The 15,957-nt window shown below is 33.3% G+C and carries 17 protein-coding genes, 1 pseudogene and 1 riboswitch; of the genes and pseudogenes, 11 read left to right on the forward strand and 7 right to left on the reverse strand.

Going from position 1 to position 15,957, the window contains the following annotated elements:
• Positions 1–72 precede the first annotated feature (72 nt).
• Complete coding sequence (locus tag Q5N74_RS17320) at positions 73–849, reverse strand: IS110 family transposase (protein ID WP_304390260.1); 777 nt, start codon at positions 847–849, stop codon at positions 73–75.
• Positions 850–1,368: 519 nt separating this feature from the next.
• On the opposite strand from Q5N74_RS17320, the gene Q5N74_RS17325 reads away from it, so the two are divergent.
• The 4 genes and pseudogenes from Q5N74_RS17325 (at position 1,369) to Q5N74_RS17340 (ending at position 3,636) form a co-directional block, all read left to right on the forward strand.
• The gene (locus Q5N74_RS17325; RefSeq protein ID WP_304390261.1) at positions 1,369–1,677 is read left to right on the forward strand and encodes a hypothetical protein; all 309 of its coding nucleotides are present in this window, start codon (positions 1,369–1,371) and stop codon (positions 1,675–1,677) included.
• Positions 1,674–2,372: an outer membrane beta-barrel protein gene (locus tag Q5N74_RS17330; protein ID WP_304390262.1), complete on the forward strand. Its 699-nt coding sequence runs from the start codon at positions 1,674–1,676 to the stop codon at positions 2,370–2,372. The genes Q5N74_RS17325 and Q5N74_RS17330 overlap by 4 nt, the downstream gene beginning before the upstream one ends.
• Before the next feature lie 170 nt (positions 2,373–2,542).
• The gene (locus tag Q5N74_RS17335; RefSeq protein ID WP_304390263.1) at positions 2,543–3,166 is read left to right on the forward strand and encodes an outer membrane beta-barrel protein; all 624 of its coding nucleotides are present in this window, start codon (positions 2,543–2,545) and stop codon (positions 3,164–3,166) included.
• A 103-nt stretch (positions 3,167–3,269) separates the two neighbouring features.
• A pseudogene (locus Q5N74_RS17340) lies at positions 3,270–3,636 on the forward strand (DUF2200 domain-containing protein).
• Between the two features lie 134 nt (positions 3,637–3,770).
• Here the strand turns inward: Q5N74_RS17340 and Q5N74_RS17345 are convergent.
• From Q5N74_RS17345 to Q5N74_RS17370, 6 genes are all read right to left on the reverse strand, one after another.
• A complete protein-coding gene (locus Q5N74_RS17345; protein ID WP_304390264.1) occupies positions 3,771–4,778 on the reverse strand; it encodes an acyl-CoA dehydrogenase in 1,008 nt (335 codons plus the stop codon).
• Entirely contained in the window at positions 4,759–5,364 is a 606-nt protein-coding gene (gene pnuC / locus Q5N74_RS17350) for a nicotinamide riboside transporter PnuC (protein ID WP_304390265.1), read from the reverse strand. The genes Q5N74_RS17345 and pnuC overlap by 20 nt, the downstream gene beginning before the upstream one ends.
• 62 nt (positions 5,365–5,426) lie before the next feature.
• Positions 5,427–5,539: riboswitch (TPP riboswitch) on the reverse strand.
• 63 nt (positions 5,540–5,602) lie between these two features.
• The gene (locus tag Q5N74_RS17355; protein ID WP_304390266.1) at positions 5,603–6,085 is read right to left on the reverse strand and encodes a CIA30 family protein; all 483 of its coding nucleotides are present in this window, start codon (positions 6,083–6,085) and stop codon (positions 5,603–5,605) included.
• On the reverse strand, positions 6,085–6,894 hold the full coding sequence (locus Q5N74_RS17360; protein ID WP_304390267.1) for an amidohydrolase family protein: 810 nt from the start codon (positions 6,892–6,894) through the stop codon (positions 6,085–6,087). Before Q5N74_RS17360 ends, Q5N74_RS17355 begins: the two co-directional genes overlap by 1 nt.
• A 29-nt stretch (positions 6,895–6,923) precedes the next feature.
• Positions 6,924–7,319, reverse strand: a complete 396-nt coding sequence (locus tag Q5N74_RS17365; protein ID WP_304390268.1) for a DUF2721 domain-containing protein — start codon at positions 7,317–7,319, stop codon at positions 6,924–6,926.
• A gap of 231 nt (positions 7,320–7,550) precedes the next feature.
• Positions 7,551–9,050 (reverse strand): glucosyltransferase domain-containing protein, encoded by a 1,500-nt coding sequence (locus Q5N74_RS17370; RefSeq protein WP_304390269.1) that lies wholly within the window; start codon positions 9,048–9,050, stop codon positions 7,551–7,553.
• A 103-nt stretch (positions 9,051–9,153) separates the two neighbouring features.
• Here Q5N74_RS17370 and Q5N74_RS17375 point away from each other — a divergent pair, with 103 nt between their 5' ends.
• From Q5N74_RS17375 to rpsU, 7 genes are all read left to right on the forward strand, one after another.
• On the forward strand, positions 9,154–10,422 hold the full coding sequence (locus tag Q5N74_RS17375; protein ID WP_304390270.1) for a DUF2851 family protein: 1,269 nt from the start codon (positions 9,154–9,156) through the stop codon (positions 10,420–10,422).
• A 68-nt stretch (positions 10,423–10,490) separates the two neighbouring features.
• Positions 10,491–10,718 carry a PspC domain-containing protein gene (locus Q5N74_RS17380; RefSeq protein WP_117176134.1) on the forward strand — a complete coding sequence of 76 codons (228 nt, stop codon included), beginning with the start codon at positions 10,491–10,493 and terminating at the stop codon, positions 10,716–10,718.
• 3 nt (positions 10,719–10,721) lie between these two features.
• The gene (locus Q5N74_RS17385) at positions 10,722–11,744 is read left to right on the forward strand and encodes a TrkA family potassium uptake protein (protein WP_304390271.1); all 1,023 of its coding nucleotides are present in this window, start codon (positions 10,722–10,724) and stop codon (positions 11,742–11,744) included.
• 104 nt (positions 11,745–11,848) lie between these two features.
• Positions 11,849–13,540 carry a sodium:alanine symporter family protein gene (locus Q5N74_RS17390; RefSeq protein ID WP_304390272.1) on the forward strand — a complete coding sequence of 564 codons (1,692 nt, stop codon included), beginning with the start codon at positions 11,849–11,851 and terminating at the stop codon, positions 13,538–13,540.
• Between the two features lie 27 nt (positions 13,541–13,567).
• Entirely contained in the window at positions 13,568–14,437 is an 870-nt protein-coding gene (locus Q5N74_RS17395) for a helix-hairpin-helix domain-containing protein (protein WP_304390273.1), read from the forward strand.
• A 15-nt stretch (positions 14,438–14,452) separates the two neighbouring features.
• Complete coding sequence (locus Q5N74_RS17400; RefSeq protein WP_304390274.1) at positions 14,453–15,619, forward strand: acyl-CoA dehydrogenase family protein; 1,167 nt, start codon at positions 14,453–14,455, stop codon at positions 15,617–15,619.
• An 85-nt stretch (positions 15,620–15,704) separates the two neighbouring features.
• A complete protein-coding gene (gene rpsU / locus Q5N74_RS17405) occupies positions 15,705–15,899 on the forward strand; it encodes a 30S ribosomal protein S21 (RefSeq protein WP_304390275.1) in 195 nt (64 codons plus the stop codon).
• The last annotated feature ends 58 nt before the right edge of the window (positions 15,900–15,957 follow it).

The following is a 15,957-nucleotide window of genomic DNA, read 5'->3' on the forward strand; positions in this document are numbered from 1 at the left end:
ACTTTTTCTCATAATACTGTTTAAAATTAATAATTATTTTACACTTTTAAACAGTTCGGTTATAGGGGAAGCTTACACTTTTCTCAACCGCCTATTTCCCATTTTACTTATTCTAGGTCGTGATCTTATACTACTTCCTGATTCTCTTATAATAGGTGTTAAACCTGCAAAAGAGCAGAGTTCTGAGGCTGTATTAAAACGCTCAAAACCATCAGTCAAAACAATTAATAGAGCACTGGCTTTGGCTCCTAAACCAGGAATGCTTTTAATGCGACTATGCAAGTCCTGATACTCTTGTTTTACTAATTTCAAAACGGTTATCTCCAGTGTTTCTATTTCTTTTTTATAAAATTTTAAGCTCCTATTTATGGAACGTATTACTCTAGGAACTGGACTACCTTGCGCTTCTTCTGAGTGCAATTTATTTTTAAGAACTATTATCTCTTTGGTATATAAATTACTTAAACTTAATAGATGAGAACATTCTATTTGGCTTTTAGTTTGACCTGTCCATAAGCTAGGTGCATTCATAACGGCATATTCATAAATCATTTTAGAATCACTCTTATCTGTCTTTATTTTTGATAGCTTCATTTGGATGAACCGTTTAACTGACAAAGGATTTTCAACACTAACTTTAATGTTATGTTCTATTAGGTAATAAGCCAATCGTAAATGATAAACACCAGTAGATTCCATAACACAATGGGAATTACACCTCATGAGTTTGATGAATTTCTTAAAACCAGTAAGCTCATTGCTAAACTGATGGAACAGACCATCGCTTCCCATCACATCAAAAACATCTTTACTAATGTCAATTCCAAAATAATTCGTATTTTCATTCATATTTAATATGTTATGAAGGAACGTATCTACCGTGTTTTCTACAACTTAAAAACGAGATCCTTAGTCTCTTAGAACTGTACGAAATAATAGTAGAAAAGAGAGGGGATTCTCAAGAAAATCGAGATCAAATCTCACTATACAAAATAACCTTAATCCTCTCTTTTTGTTCTTTCTGTTTATATACTTAAATTTAAAAATTTATTAATAAAAGCTAACTTAAGTTATACATCAACGTTAAAACATTTCGAGAAACTGATAATTCAAATCGACATACTAAAATCAAAACAAGCTAAAAAACTGATTTTTAAGCAATGGATTCTCGAGCGAATTGTGGAATACTTTCTATATACAATGTTCGTTATTGCTTTTCCATTTATTTGGGTTTCGGAATTTAATTCGGATTTGATAAAGAATGAACCGGTTGGAATTTCGTTTTTCTTATTGATTTTGTCTCTAGCATTTAGTTCTCTTCTTATCTACTCAATTGTCAATTTAAATACATTAAAACGCATAAAAGGATTGAGTAGAGCACAGAACGTAACTTTGATTAAAAAGATTACGGAAGAAAATAATTGGAGTATTTATTCGAGTAATCAGCAAATGACAATTATAAATTTCTCTTGGAAAAATTCTATTGGATTTGATTTGGGGAAACAATTGACAATAATTTATGACGGAACTGACTTATTAGTGAATTGTATGTCTTTTGGACTTTACTCAAGTCCCTCACCTTTTCATTGGTTGGCGAATAAAAAAAAAGTAAATAAATTGAAAATGGAATTTGAAATCGGAGTAAAAAAACGTGGTAATACATTATTAAAAGAATGAAAATTAATACTTTAATATTTCTGTTTACATTCAGCGCAGTTTCAATTTGGGCCCAAAATAATAAATTAAGTATTGGGCTTTCTGGTCAGTTGGAATTCAGTAATTATGAATTTAAAAAAACGCCTCCTAATACTAGTGATATTTATAATCCATTTAAAGGGTATTCTAATGCAAACAATGTTTATAATTCTCTTATAGGGTATGCAGTAGGACTAAATATTTTTTATGATTTTAATGAAAAAATATCTGTAGGAACTGGAATTGCATACGCATCGGAAGGTTACGAACTTTTATATAATTACAGTTCTTTAACAAACGTAATTCCTCCTACCAAAAGCGAATTGAGAGTTTACTATTTAAGAGTTCCAATAAAAGTTGGAATGACACTTTTTAAATGGGGTAAGTTCGATCTCAAACCGTCATTGAGTACCATTTTAGATTTTCAAATTGATAAAAAAGAAAATATTTATTATGAGGATGGTTTAAAAGGAGAAATAAATTATTTAGGCAATGACCTAAATGAAACACTATTATCTATTTGTCTCGATTTTGCATTTGAATATAACGTTCAAGAGAATTTAAGCATGGTTTTTGCTCCATTAATAGCAAAAAGATTAACAATTCTAGATGAAAAGAGAATGAAATCAAGTAAATTTTCTTATGGCGCAATTTTTAGTATAAATTACAAAAGATAAAAACGCATTACAATACCGTGTATGAAAAATTGCGATTTTAACTTAACCAATGTGAGGTGCTTTGCTTGCCTGCATCTGATTTTATTCAGGAAAATCCTGACACACAAACACGTTACTTTCCATACACGAGAAGTCAATCAACATAAACAAACAAAATATAAATTAAACTAATGAAAAAAATTACATTACTACTATCCGTATTTATACTATCGGCTAATTTAAATGCTCAAAGCGATACAGAAATTAAAAACTCGATTCGGATGAACGGACTCGGGTTGCTTACGGGATTTTATGAATTTCAATACGAAAGAGTAATAAGTGAAAAAGGCGCCATAAAAATTGGATTTGGAACAGGAACACTTAGAGATGTTTCAGGAAGTGATGCTGATAAAGATTTTGAAGCCGCTTTTGGTACAAACTCATTTAACAACAATAACAAGCATACTGTTGAGGGTTTTACTATTAATGCTGATTATAGATATTTTTTTAGTCATTTACCTATTCCGAAAGGATTATACGTAAGCCCAGGAATTCAATATTTGAAATTAAATGAGACATACTCTTATACGGATAGCCGAAATAAGACTGATACTCTTATTGATAATGATTATTCTATTTTCAATATTAGAGGGCTTTTTGGCTACCAATTTATAATAGCAAAAACAATAGTTTTAAACCCCTATTTAGGTGCAGGAATTGCATTGGGAAGTGTTAGCGAAAATACGAGTCGTACGGATGCTTATGGGGCAGGATTTTCGATCAATGCGGGAATTGATATTGGAATTGGCTTTTAAAACAACTTTGTATAACATATTATGATTAATTGTTTGGTTTTAAGTTACAGAAAATGATTAAAAACAATAAAAATAAAACCCTAACCAAAAACATTAAAACAACATGAAAACAACACCAGAACACGACACTCGAGTTGCGAAAATGCTATTTGGATCGGTATATCCTCATTATGTTACTAAAGTGGAGAAGAAAGGCAGAACCAAAGAAGAATTACACCAAGTGATTGCATGGTTAACGGGTTTTGATGACGAAAAACTACAAGAGCTTATTAATGATAAAGTGACTTTTGAAAATTTTTTTTACCGTGGCAAAATTGAACCCCAATGCGAATTTAATTAAAGGTGTTATTTGTGGTTATAGAATAGAAGACATTGAAACGCCATTAACAAAACAAGTACGATTCTTGGATAAGTTGGTAGATGAGTTGGCCAAGGGGAGAAAGATGGAGAAGATTTTACGGCAAGCGTAAAAAAAACAACCAAAAATAAATAGGACTAGGACTAGCAATAAGATGAATACTAAATTATGATTAGACCCTACCAACCCAATGATAAACCTCATGGCCTTGATTTATACGAAATGGAAATGCCTAATAACTGAAAATTACTTTTTAGAAAAATTATGATGCTGTGTTGCCGTAAAATAATCTCTAAATATTCTATTTAAAACATGGTTTTGGCTGCTCGCTTTCACACCTAAAAGCGGATGTATATTTAAAATGGCCTGCGATAGTGCTTTAACCGAAACAGAAGCGCTAGTATGTATAGTTTCAATATAGGTTTCGGTGATTAAGGTGTCGTTGGTGGTAAACAATTCCATTTCTTGGGCAAAATGATAGAGCTGTTGGTTGGCTGTATGCAGTATAGTGTAAAACGGTTCTAAGTTTTTTTGTTCTAAAATAGCAGTTGCTTCTTCCAAATAATGTTCTGCCATGCCTATATAATTGACCCAAAGAGTTAAGTCGGCAAAAATTGAAAACGGAATTTTAAAAATAGCTTGGGGTAAATGAACCTTATTGTAAACAAAGGCATATTGTGATGAAATCACGACGTCTTCAACTTTAAACGAATGGGTTGCTGTAGCTTTCAAACCCATGGTGTCCCAATTTTTAATAATTTGAACGGCTTCTTTTGGAATTACAAATGAATATACTAATGGGGTTCCGTCGTCATTCAACAGAAAGTCGCCATCAGCCATGATTTTGGCATTCAATGTAAAATGGGAAAGGTAAGGAGCGCCTGTAGCATAATGCCATTCACCAGAAATAATATAATGGTCTCCTTGTTGTTCCGCAGTTCCAAAAACACCGCCACTTCCTCCAAAACAAACAGGTGTATCTGAATCTAGAAAAATATGCTTAGCCGCTTCGGGTTGTAAATTGCCTATAAAATAGTTGGCACCACTACACAGGGTGATGGTCCAACCTAAGCTTCCATCTGTCTTTGCTAAAGCTTGGAGCTTTTGTAGACCTTCGGTAAGGGTTGATTCCAATCCGTTATAGGTTTTAGGTACCCACAGACTCCAAAAATTGTTTTCAGCAATCCAACCCAATACCTCCTGTGAAAACACAGAAGCTTCTAAAATAGTAGGCTTAAGCTGCTTTGTATGCATGTTTTGATTCATTTAAAATAATGTGACGCCATTTAAAATACCCCGATGTGCCAATAGCGAATAGGAATATTGTTAAACCTGCATAAATGTAAAGTTCTTTATAAAAAAGTAAGGGAATGGAAATGATGTTGCTAATATTCAAATAAATCCAGTTTTCCATTTTTCGTTTGGCCATAAGCCACATACCTGCCCAAGCAAAAGCGGTGGTGCAAGCATCCCAATAAGGCACATCTGAATTGGTATGGAAAACCAGCCAATACGACATGATGATGAAGCAAGCTATTACAATACCAATGGCTTTATAGTGTTCTAAAATACTGGCATAGGTGATAGGGACTTCCTTTTTTAGTTTGCCAAATTTCCAGTAAAACCAGCCATAAATACTCATACCTAAATAGTAAAGGTTTAATAGAATATCGGCATAAAGTTTTGAATAATACAACACCCACATACCTATAAGAATGGAGATGATGCCAAACAGGTAATTGTTAATGTTATTTTTTCTAGATAAAAGAACCTGCGTAATTCCAAAGCCTGTACCTAGCCATTGTAAGATGATAATTGGTGATAAAAAAGCCTCCATCATTGGTTTTATGGTTTAAAACGGATGCATTGAGGAGACGAACCAATAATGGAAGGGTTGCAATAACACTCTATCCATAAAATCCCTACGCTGGCATTATCCAGATCAGGTACTAAGCCAAAAAGTGGCTTTTGGGTATCTTCTCAGCCTGTTAAAACAAGCACCCCATTCGGGAGCAAAGTTAGAACTATAGATGGGTTAATGAAAGTGAATCGGCTTTTTTGTTTGAAATAGGTGTAGGTTATTTTAGTAGAATACTGTCAATTTCTAATTTGAAAACAGCTTCTTTCTTGTTTCCAATCAGAAAAGCAATTTGTTCCATTTGAGCGCCTGGATAGTTTGGTACATCTAGAGTTTTACCTCTAAAAGCAGGGTACATGCTGCTAAAAGGAATTTCAATAGTAGTCCAATTTGAAGTGGTCGTAAATGACGCGATATAAGAGTGCTTATCGGTCGAGAGGCTTTTAATTCTAAACTGATAGGTTTTACCATCACCTTTTATTTTGAGGCATACTTTGGTAAACGTTGATGTGTTTTTAGTATGAAAAGGAAACTGAACCATGGCAAACCCGCCATTGTTTTCTAAAACAACTTGCCCACTAAAAACACCCAAACCAGCATCATTTAAAGTAAATAAACTGGTGGATTTACCACCCATAACCACGTCGTTAATGGTTTTCCAGTTACTAATATCACTAGAGGTATTAAAATTGAATAAAACCATTATAATTTGCTTACATCAATCTTGAATAATTCGGCGGCGTTTTTCCAAAGTATTAATTCCTTTTTTTCTTGAGGAAGTTCTAATTGGTTCATGAATTTTAAATAAGATTTCATATTTGAAATAGGCCAATCTGTTCCATAAAGTAAGTATTTAGGGTCTCCTGCATAGGTAATCATTTCTTCAATTTCGGTTTTCATATAACGCTCAAATTTATCTGAGAAATCACCTAAAACCAATCCGGAAATATCCGCATGTACGTTTTTATTTTTGTAAACCACTTCCATACAATCTTTAATCCAAGGGTTTCCAACATGGCAGATAACGATTTTTAAATCGGGGTAATCAACTGCCAAATCATCAATATGTATGGGGTGTGAAAATTTTATTTTACCTGTTGGTGCATAGGTGTCACCAGAGTGAAACATCACGGGCACATCAAATTCAATAGCCATGTCGTACACCACTTTCAGGCGAATATCATTCGGGTAAAAAGGTTCGTAACCTGGGTAAAATTTCAAACCTTTAATAAGTCCGGCTTCTAGATATTCACTAATTTCTTTTAAATCGCGGTAGTTATAATTTAGGTAACTAATACCTGCAACCACACCCAGATTGTCTCGGCCACTAATGGCTTCTACGACTTGTTTGGTACTTGGTCTATGCTCGTTTACCTTATACGACGAAAGTACTAAGGAGTAATCGACCTTATTTTCTAACATGGTTTCTGTTAGCTTGTCTAAGCAATCGTTTAAAGAAACAACACGGTCTTCGTGGTAATTGTTTATATGTGTGTGTACGTCAATAATCATACTGTGGTGTGTTTTAGTGTGAAATGAATTTAATTGTTTTCAATATCGCTAATATGGTGTTCTAAGGCTTTTACCGAAATCTGAATCTCCATAATGAGTAATGATAAAGAGATAATGAGCAGAATAAGAGCAGCTCCAAATACCCAAATACCAAGGGTTTGCTGTTCAATATAAATTAAAAACATGGTTAAAACACAAAGCAACAAGCTGGAAATACCAAAAATTTGCATGGAGCGTGTTAGGTATAAGCGTTGTTTTATGTTTTGTATTTGAGCAATTAAAACTTTGTCTTTATTTTTTTTGTACTTGCTGTGCAAATCTCTAATAACAGCGGCGTAGGCTAGAAACCGGTTGGTATAGGCAAGCATGATTAATGATATGGCTGAAAATAAAACAGCTGGGGTGGTAAGTGTTAATTCTTCCATTTTTTAAGAGTTTGACCAAAATTACTAATTAAAAATAGGCACTGAAAAAAATATCTAATGTTTATTTGGAATCCGCTAATCCGTGGAATTTTATATTGGGAAAAGCATGTAAAACTAATTTAGATCGTGTCCTATATCCCTTTTGAAGTGCATGAACACCTCATGGTTCACTAATTAATTGACGTTAAAATTGGTGTTAGAGCTATTTTCGGAATCTGTCTTTTTGTTATATTACTTTGAAAATTCTTTTTTCAATAGCTCGTTTAGGTTTATTATTATAGAGTTATTCGTGTTTATAGCAGGATCATTTATGGTGCGTACTTCATAGCTATGGTTTGGAACATAACTTTTTTGAATACTATTTAGTTTGCTTTTTTCTTTTTGAATTTGATTGAGTAAAGGACTAGAAGCCCATTCTTTTGAACTGGAAATTCGAATGAATTCATCTGAATAATAATCTGAATAATAGCCGTTTTCTTTTAAAAAATCTGGGTTGGGTATTATGAAAATTATGTTTTTTGTATTGTCTAGCGGAATTTTTTCAAAAGCCTTCCTTAAAGCCTTATATTCTCTATGTTGAATATCTGAAATGTACATGTTTTGGTTAATAAAACCTACAGTTAGTACAGAAATGGCTAATAAGAGTGAAACGTATTTTATAACTTTATTGCTTTGGCTTAATTGTTTTAAAAAGTAAAATTGGTAAAACAATACACTAATGGCTGCAGGTGCAACGGTTCTACTGCATTTCCAAACTTGGTCGGCAACAAGATTTGGTAGATAGCTTAGAGGAAGTACAAAAAGTAAAAAGAAAATGACAAAGTAGTTTTTGTTTGCGATTTTTTGCTTTACAAAGAAGCCTATAAAAGTAATGTAGCCTATAATTAAAAATAAATGAGACCCTAGTATAATACCACTCACTTTAAGTATAGTCTTCAACTCTCTTACATAAAACAACAAATACCTAAAAGGGAATTTTATAATGTTTAATTGAGACCGGCCTAAGGCCTCTACCTTGAGATAATAAAGGTTAATTTTAAAAACAATAAAATATAATATTAAAGAAATACCCAAAAACACTAATAATTGAATAAGTGTTCGTTTTTCAAATTGGTTAGAAACCACAGCGGTAAAAATAAATGGAATAAGAAAAGCGGTACCTGCAGATTGATATAAACTTAACGAAATAATTACAAGCGCTAGAGCTATAAGGCATTTTAGGATGTTTATTTTTTTATCCTCTAACGCTTTCATTAAAATGAGACCAGCGAAAAAAGAGATGCTTAAACTCCATGGAATTTGATACGTGGCACTCCATCCTATAAAAATAGTGAATGATGGAATTGATAACATCAAAAATGAAAAAAGAGCAGACTCAAAAGGTTTTAGCTTCAATTTTAAAAGAAACTTAAATATTTGAATTGAAAATAGAACAGAACCAAGAAGTCCGATAAATCGAATCCATTTTAAGCTTGAAATACTGTCGCAGAGTGTTCCAAAAGTGAATTGGTTTAGTAAGCCGTAAAGCGGTCTGCCTCCTCGAATAAATTCGTGTTGAAAAATGGGCGAGACATCAGCGAGCCAAATAAATTCATAAGAATCCGTGAAAGCATAGTCCCTGAAAATGCCAAAGTTTAAAAGGATACACCCAATTAATGCGGATACACCAAAAAAGAATAAAGGGTTGTTTTTAATTAGACTTTTTGCGGCAAGTGTGTGTTTGTTGTTCAAGCTCTTTTTTTAATCAAAAAATATTTTGAAATTCGGAACAAATATAATTCTTTTGATTGTCGGATAATTACTAAAAATTAAAATTATTTTCTACATTAGGTGCATGCAAGAAGATTTTTTACACTACATCTGGAAACATAAAAAAATCGAGCTGAATAAGTTAAAAACGACCGACGGAGAGACTGTTCTAGTCACATCTGTTGGGCAACATAATTTTAATTCAGGTCCCGATTTTTTTAACGCGCAGCTTCAAATAGGCGAGCAACTTTGGGCGGGCAATGTAGAAATTCATGTGAACTCATCGGATTGGTTTTTACACAATCATGAACAAGATAAAGCGTATGATACGGTTATTTTGCATGTGGTTTGGGAGCATGATACTGATGTGTTTAGAAATAATAATACGCCAATTCCAACACTACAGCTAAAAGATTTTACCAGCAAAGAGGTTTTAAATAATTACGAAAAACTCTTTTCGAAAAGTGGTAAATGGATTAATTGCGAAAATGATTTTGCATCAATTGAGGATTTTCTGTTGAATAATTGGCTAGAACGTTTGTATTTTGAAAGGTTGGAACGCAAATCGGAGACTATTCAAGACTTATTGAAGGAAACAAAAAATGACTGGGAAGCGGTGTTTTTTATAATGTTGGCTAAAAATTTCGGACTTAAAGTAAATGGGGAGTCGTTTTATAGTATGGCTAAATCCATCGATTTTTCTATTGTAAGAAAATCACAAGCCAATCAACAAACCTTAGAAGCGCTGTTTTTTGGACAAGCCGGTTTATTAGAGCAGGGTTTTGAAAACGCTTATTATTTAGAATTGGTGAAAGATTATCAATTTTTAAAGCAAAAATTCAAACTTGAAAACGACTCGGTCATGCCATTGCAATTTTTTAGGTTGCGACCACCAAATTTTCCAACCATTAGAATTTCACAATTGGCTAGTTTGTATTATGAACATAAAAATTTGTTTTCAAAAGTTATGGAAGCCAAAAGTCTAGAAGATTTCTATGCACTTTTTAAGGTGTCGGCGGCATCGTTTTGGAGTTCTCATTACACGTTTCAAAAAACATCCAAGGCATCAACAAAAACACTTACTAAGTCTTTTGTAGATTTATTATTAATCAATACGGTGTTGCCCATTAAGTTCTGTTATTCAAAAGAAAGAGGAGAGGAATCTGATGCCATAATTTTAAAAATAGCTTCAGATTTAGCTTCTGAAAAAAACAGTATTATTGAAGCCTTTAATGGTTTGCGAAACGTTTCAAATTCATCATTACAATCGCAGGCACTACTTCAGCTTAAAACGGAATATTGTGCTAAAAACAAATGTTTACAATGTGCTGTGGGCAGTTATCTCGTTCGGTAATACAGGGTTTAATAGCATTTTTAAACAAATAAACTTTTAAACAATTAAACTTAACACTAAATTGCGGCATGAACGGAATTTATAGACCATTATTATTTTTTCAGAAACATGGTTACTATGTATGTCAACGTATTGCAGAGCGTTTGGGCATAAGAGCGAAGGTTGTAAGAACCTCGTTTATGTATTTAACGTTTGTAACACTTGGTTTTGGTTTTGCTTTGTACTTGTTTTTGGCATTTTGGATGCGCATTAAAGATTTAGTGTACACCAAGCGATCTTCTGTTTTCGATTTATAATTTATGAACCCACTTATTAAGTTTTTTAGAACCAGAATATACGCCGCCGTTTTTTTGATGGTTTTTATATTGTTAGTTGGGGTTGCGGGGTACCGTTTAATTTCTGGCTATTCATGGGTGGATGCTGTTTATATGACCGTTATAACCATGACAACGGTTGGTTTTGGTGAAGTAGTACCCTTAGATCAAGAATCTAAAATTTTCACTATCGTATTAATTTTAGCGAGTGTTTTAATTATGGGTTATGCACTTTCCATTATCACCGAATATATTTTAAGTAAAAACAATGTTGAAGAATTAAAGTATAAAAGAATGCAAAAACAGATAGACAGTTTTAAAAACCATGTGGTTATTTGTGGCTATGGTAGAAACGGAAAACAGGCAGCAACTAAATTGCGTGCTCACAATAAGGCATTCGTGGTTATTGAGAAGAATAAAGAGATGGAAGAGCGTTTGCAATTGGATAATGCACCATATGTTATTGGAAATGCGAATGAAGACGAAGTGCTTATGCAAGCAGGAATTGAGCGGGCGTCTAGTTTTATTTCAGCATTACCTAACGATGCCGATAACTTATTTGTAGTACTTTCTACGAGACAAATTAATAAGGATATCAATATTATTAGTCGGGCATCTAATGAATCATCTTATAATAAATTAAAATTTGCAGGGGCTAATAATGTTATTTTACCAGATAAAATTGGCGGCGACCACATGGCATCTTTAGTTGTTGTGCCAGGGTTAATGGAATTTTTAGATAATTTAGCTATTGTTGGTAAAACAAATATTAATATAGAAGAAGTTGCGGTTGAAAAACTTTTCACCAATCAAGTAAATCAAACTATAAAAGATTTGGACCTTCGTAAAAAAACGGGTTGTACCATCATAGGTTATAAAGATGAAAACGGAGAATATATAGTAAATCCAGAAGCAGAATTACAATTAGCTCCAAATTCTAAAATTATTGTTTTGGGTAGGCCAGAACAAATTGAAGTATTAAACTCAACATATAATATAGACTATTGAATTCGCTAATTTAACAGCTAATGTTTTAAAAAATCATTTTTTTTTAGCATCTTGCTGCTTTTTAGTGCGAATCTTTCAAAAAAGTAAATTAACTTAACATTCTTATGAAGAAATACCTTTCCTCAATTATAACTTTAATTGTTCCATTTTTAACATTTGCTCAAGAAGCTGAAATAGGATTAGATCAACAAATAGATTTAGCATTTAAACCAATTTCAGATTTTTTCTCAAATGTTATTTTTTTTCAAGTAGGGGGTACTCCATTCGTTTTAATATTATTAGTAGTTAGTGCATTATTTTTCACAATTTATTTTGGCTTTCCAAACATCAGATACTTTGGAAAAGCTATTAAAACAGTTCGTGGTAAGTATGAAGATATAGAAAAGCATGGTGCCAAAGAACTTTACGGTGAAGGTGGTGTTGCTCAAGGTATAGATATTAATAAAATAGATGATATAGAAGAGCATCTTGTAAGCGTTGAAAATGATTTAGCCGTAGATGGCGATATTGTAGACACGATTAGAGATGAAAGTAGTGAAGGGGAAGTAAGCCACTTTCAAGCCTTAGCAACAGCCGTTTCTGGTACTGTTGGTAATGGAAACATTGCAGGGGTGGCACTTGCCATAGCACTTGGTGGTCCAGGGGCAACCTTCTGGATGATTGTTTGTGGTTTATTAGGAATGTCTACCAAATTTGTAGAATGTACTTTAGGTGTGCAGTATAGAGATGTGGGAGAAGATGGCACTGTTTACGGTGGCCCGATGTATTATTTAAAGAAAGGTTTAAAAGAACGTGGTTTTGCAAAACTAGGTAAAGTAGCAGCGGTTTTATTTGCTATCTTTTGTATTGGTGGTTCATTTGGTGGTGGTAATGCGGCACAATCGAATCAAGCAACTATTGTATTAAAAGAATTATTAGGACTTGAAAGTACGGGTGCTGGATTTTGGATTGGTATTGCGTTAGCCTTTACAGTAGGTATTATTATTATTGGTGGTATTAAACGTATCGCATCGGTTACAGAAAAAGTGGTGCCTTTTATGGCGTTATTATATATTATATGTTGTTTATATATCATCTTAAGTAATTTTACACTTATAGATGATGCTATAAGCTTAATTTTTGTAGAAGCCTTTAATCCAAAAGCAATTGGTGTTGGTGGTTTTATTGGTGTGTTATTAGTTGGTTTTAAACGTGCAGCATTTTCGAATGAAGCAGGAGCAGGTTCAGCCTCTATTGCGCATTCAGCAGTACGTACAAAATATTCAGCTAGTGAAGGTTTAGTGGCCTTATTAGAGCCTTTTATTGATACGGTTGTTATTTGTACTATGACGGCTTTAGTTATTATTATTTTCAACTTCGGTGGTTTCTTTGAATATGGAGATGTTACAGGGCAAGGGGTCGCTATTATAAACGGCGAGTCTTATGAAGGTGCAGGTATTACAGCCAAAGCGTTTGCAGAATATATTCCTTATTCTAATATATTCTTAACTATTGCAGTGGTGTTATTTGCGGTTTCTACTATGATTTCATGGTCTTATTACGGGTTGCAATCTTGGAAGTTTTTATTCGGAAGAGGGAAAGCTGCAGATTTAACTTATAAAATTTTATTTTTAACTTTCGTGGTTATTGGTGCTGCTGCTAGTATGAAATCTATCTGGGATTTCTCAGATGCTATGATATTCGCCATGGTATTCCCAAATATGATTGGTCTTTATTTCCTATTCCCAGTTGTTAAAAAACAATTGAATAGATATTTGGATGCTATCAAGCTTAAAAAGGATGCTTTAGAGAATTAATATTTTAATTTTTTAACATTTTAATATATGAAATCCCATTTCACGTTTTCTAAAAGTCAACGAAATGGGATTTTTTTATTAATCCTACTTATTGTAATACTTCAGTGTCTTTATTTTTATATGGATGCGCCTTCGGAAGCATTAGTTGTAAATAAAACAGAACTGGCTAAGTATGAAAAGGAGATTGATTCGCTTAAGCTTTTAGAATTAGAAGCGCGAAAACCTAAAAAGTATCAGTTCAACCCTAATTATATTACAGATTATAAAGGGGCTTCTTTAGGAATGTCTAATGAAGAAATTGATCGACTACTCAACTTCAGAAAACAAAACAATTGGATTAATTCAGTAAAGCAATTTCAAGAAGTTACACAGGTGTCCGATTCGCTTTTAAACAGTATGTCGCCTTATTTTAAATTTCCGGAATGGGTTTCTAACACAGCTAAGAAGCCTGTCTTCAAAGAGCAGACTGTTAAGCGACCAAAATCATTTCAGCAAAAGCAAGATTTAAATAAAGTAACGGCACAAGAGTTGCAAACAATAAAGGGTATTGGCGAAGTGCTCTCCGATAGGATTATAAAGTTCCGAAATAAATTCCCAGGTGGGTTTATTGATGCCATTCAACTAGAGGATGTATACGGTTTAACGCCTGAAGTTTTAGAACGCATTAGCGAAGAATATATAGTGAAAACACCAAGGCCTATTACCAAGATTATTTTGAATAAAGCGACGGTAGACCAACTAGTTACCATACAGCATATTGATTATAATTTGGCTTTTAAAATAGTTGAACAACGACAGTTAAGAGAGGGCTTCAAAACCTTCGATGAATTAAGGAAAGTAAAAGACTTTCCAGTAAATAAAATCGATATAATTAAATTATATTTGTCCATCGATTGAAAAACGAAAGAATAAATGAATAGCATGTACTTCACAGAAGAGCATAACCTTTTTAGAGAAAGCCTTCAAGATTTTTTGCAAAAAGAAATAGTTCCACATATTGAAACCTGGGAAAAAACAGGTGTTATCGATAAATTTGTGTGGAAAAAAATTGGAGACATGGGCTTCTTTGGGATTAATTACCCAGAGGCTTATGGTGGTTTAAATCTAGATTTATTTTATACCGTTATTCTTTTAGAAGAACTACAAAAAATAAACTCAGGTGGTTTTGCTGCTGCTATTTGGGCGCATGCTTATTTGGCGATGACCCATTTGAATGCAGAAGGGGATGAGGCTATTAAACAAAAATATCTAGCTCCAAGTATTTCGGGTGATAAAGTAGGTTGTTTGTGCATTACAGAGCCTTTTGGCGGGAGTGATGTGGCAGGTATGAGATCTACCGCTGTTAAGAATGGTGATCATTATATTCTAAATGGTTCTAAAACGTTTATTACTAACGGTGTTTATAGCGATTACTTGGTAGTTGCTGCAAAAACAAATCCAGAATTAGGAAACAAGGGTATTAGTATCTTTGTAATAGATAGAGAAACTGCAGGTATTTCTGCAACTAAATTAGATAAATTAGGCTGGCGTGCATCCGATACGGGTGAAATAGCTTTTGATAATGTAAAAGTGCCTGTAACTAATTTAATGGGAGAAGAGAATAAAGGCTTCTCGTATATCATGCAGCATTTTTCATTAGAACGTTTAATAATGGGAGTGAATGCCCATGCACGTGCAGAATTTGCCTTGGAATACGCATTGCAATACATGTCCGATCGTGTCGCGTTTGGCAAGTCTATCGATAAGTTTCAAGCATTAAGACATTCTATAGCCGATTTATATACGGATATGGAAATTTGCAAAGAGTTCAATTACTCAGTTGCCTTTAGGTTGAATAAGGGCGAGTACGTTGTAAAATATGCTACCATGTCTAAATTGAAGTCAACAAAAATGGCCGATGAGGTTATTTATCAATGTTTACAGTTTTTAGGTGGTTACGGTTATATGGAAGATTATCCAATGGCCAGACTTTTTAGAGATAGTAGGTTAGGGCCTATTGGCGGCGGGACTTCAGAGATTTTAAGAGAGATTTTAGCGAAGATGATTATTGATAAAGTAGAATATAAACCAGCAACATAAAATAATTGTTAATTGGTATTTGATAATTAATAATTGTTTTTATATTTGCACCCTGAAAATCTAAAAGAGAGGAGGTTAAGACACTATGTTAATAATTCCAATTAAAGAAGGAGAAAATATAGATAGAGCGCTAAAGCGTTTTAAAAGAAAGTTTGACAAAACAGGAGCAAAGCGCCAGTTACAAGCTCGTAAACAATTTACAAAGCCATCTGTAGAGCGTAGAGTGCTAGTACAAAAAGCACAATACGTTCAAGGACTAAGAGATGCAGAAAACGTATAATCTGTTCTTAAATATAATTAAAAATCCCGCTATAAGCGGGATTTTTTTTTTGGTTTGC

It is taken from the genome of Mariniflexile sp. AS56 (assembly GCF_030552475.1).
Taxonomy (GTDB): Bacteria; Bacteroidota; Bacteroidia; order Flavobacteriales; family Flavobacteriaceae; genus Mariniflexile.

Coding starts and splice junctions, on each gene's coding strand:
- Q5N74_RS17320 (WP_304390260.1), bottom strand. CDS start 849: ATGAATGAAAATACGAATTATTTTGGAATTGACATTAGTAAAGATGTT.
- Q5N74_RS17330 (WP_304390262.1), top strand. CDS start 1,674: ATGAAAATTAATACTTTAATATTTCTGTTTACATTCAGCGCAGTTTCA.
- Q5N74_RS17335 (WP_304390263.1), top strand. CDS start 2,543: ATGAAAAAAATTACATTACTACTATCCGTATTTATACTATCGGCTAAT.
- Q5N74_RS17345 (WP_304390264.1), bottom strand. CDS start 4,778: ATGCATACAAAGCAGCTTAAGCCTACTATTTTAGAAGCTTCTGTGTTT.
- pnuC (WP_304390265.1), bottom strand. CDS start 5,364: ATGATGGAGGCTTTTTTATCACCAATTATCATCTTACAATGGCTAGGT.
- Q5N74_RS17355 (WP_304390266.1), bottom strand. CDS start 6,085: ATGGTTTTATTCAATTTTAATACCTCTAGTGATATTAGTAACTGGAAA.
- Q5N74_RS17360 (WP_304390267.1), bottom strand. CDS start 6,894: ATGATTATTGACGTACACACACATATAAACAATTACCACGAAGACCGT.
- Q5N74_RS17365 (WP_304390268.1), bottom strand. CDS start 7,319: ATGGAAGAATTAACACTTACCACCCCAGCTGTTTTATTTTCAGCCATA.
- Q5N74_RS17375 (WP_304390270.1), top strand. CDS start 9,154: ATGCAAGAAGATTTTTTACACTACATCTGGAAACATAAAAAAATCGAG.
- Q5N74_RS17380 (WP_117176134.1), top strand. CDS start 10,491: ATGAACGGAATTTATAGACCATTATTATTTTTTCAGAAACATGGTTAC.
- Q5N74_RS17385 (WP_304390271.1), top strand. CDS start 10,722: ATGAACCCACTTATTAAGTTTTTTAGAACCAGAATATACGCCGCCGTT.
- Q5N74_RS17390 (WP_304390272.1), top strand. CDS start 11,849: ATGAAGAAATACCTTTCCTCAATTATAACTTTAATTGTTCCATTTTTA.
- Q5N74_RS17395 (WP_304390273.1), top strand. CDS start 13,568: ATGAAATCCCATTTCACGTTTTCTAAAAGTCAACGAAATGGGATTTTT.
- Q5N74_RS17400 (WP_304390274.1), top strand. CDS start 14,453: ATGAATAGCATGTACTTCACAGAAGAGCATAACCTTTTTAGAGAAAGC.
- rpsU (WP_304390275.1), top strand. CDS start 15,705: ATGTTAATAATTCCAATTAAAGAAGGAGAAAATATAGATAGAGCGCTA.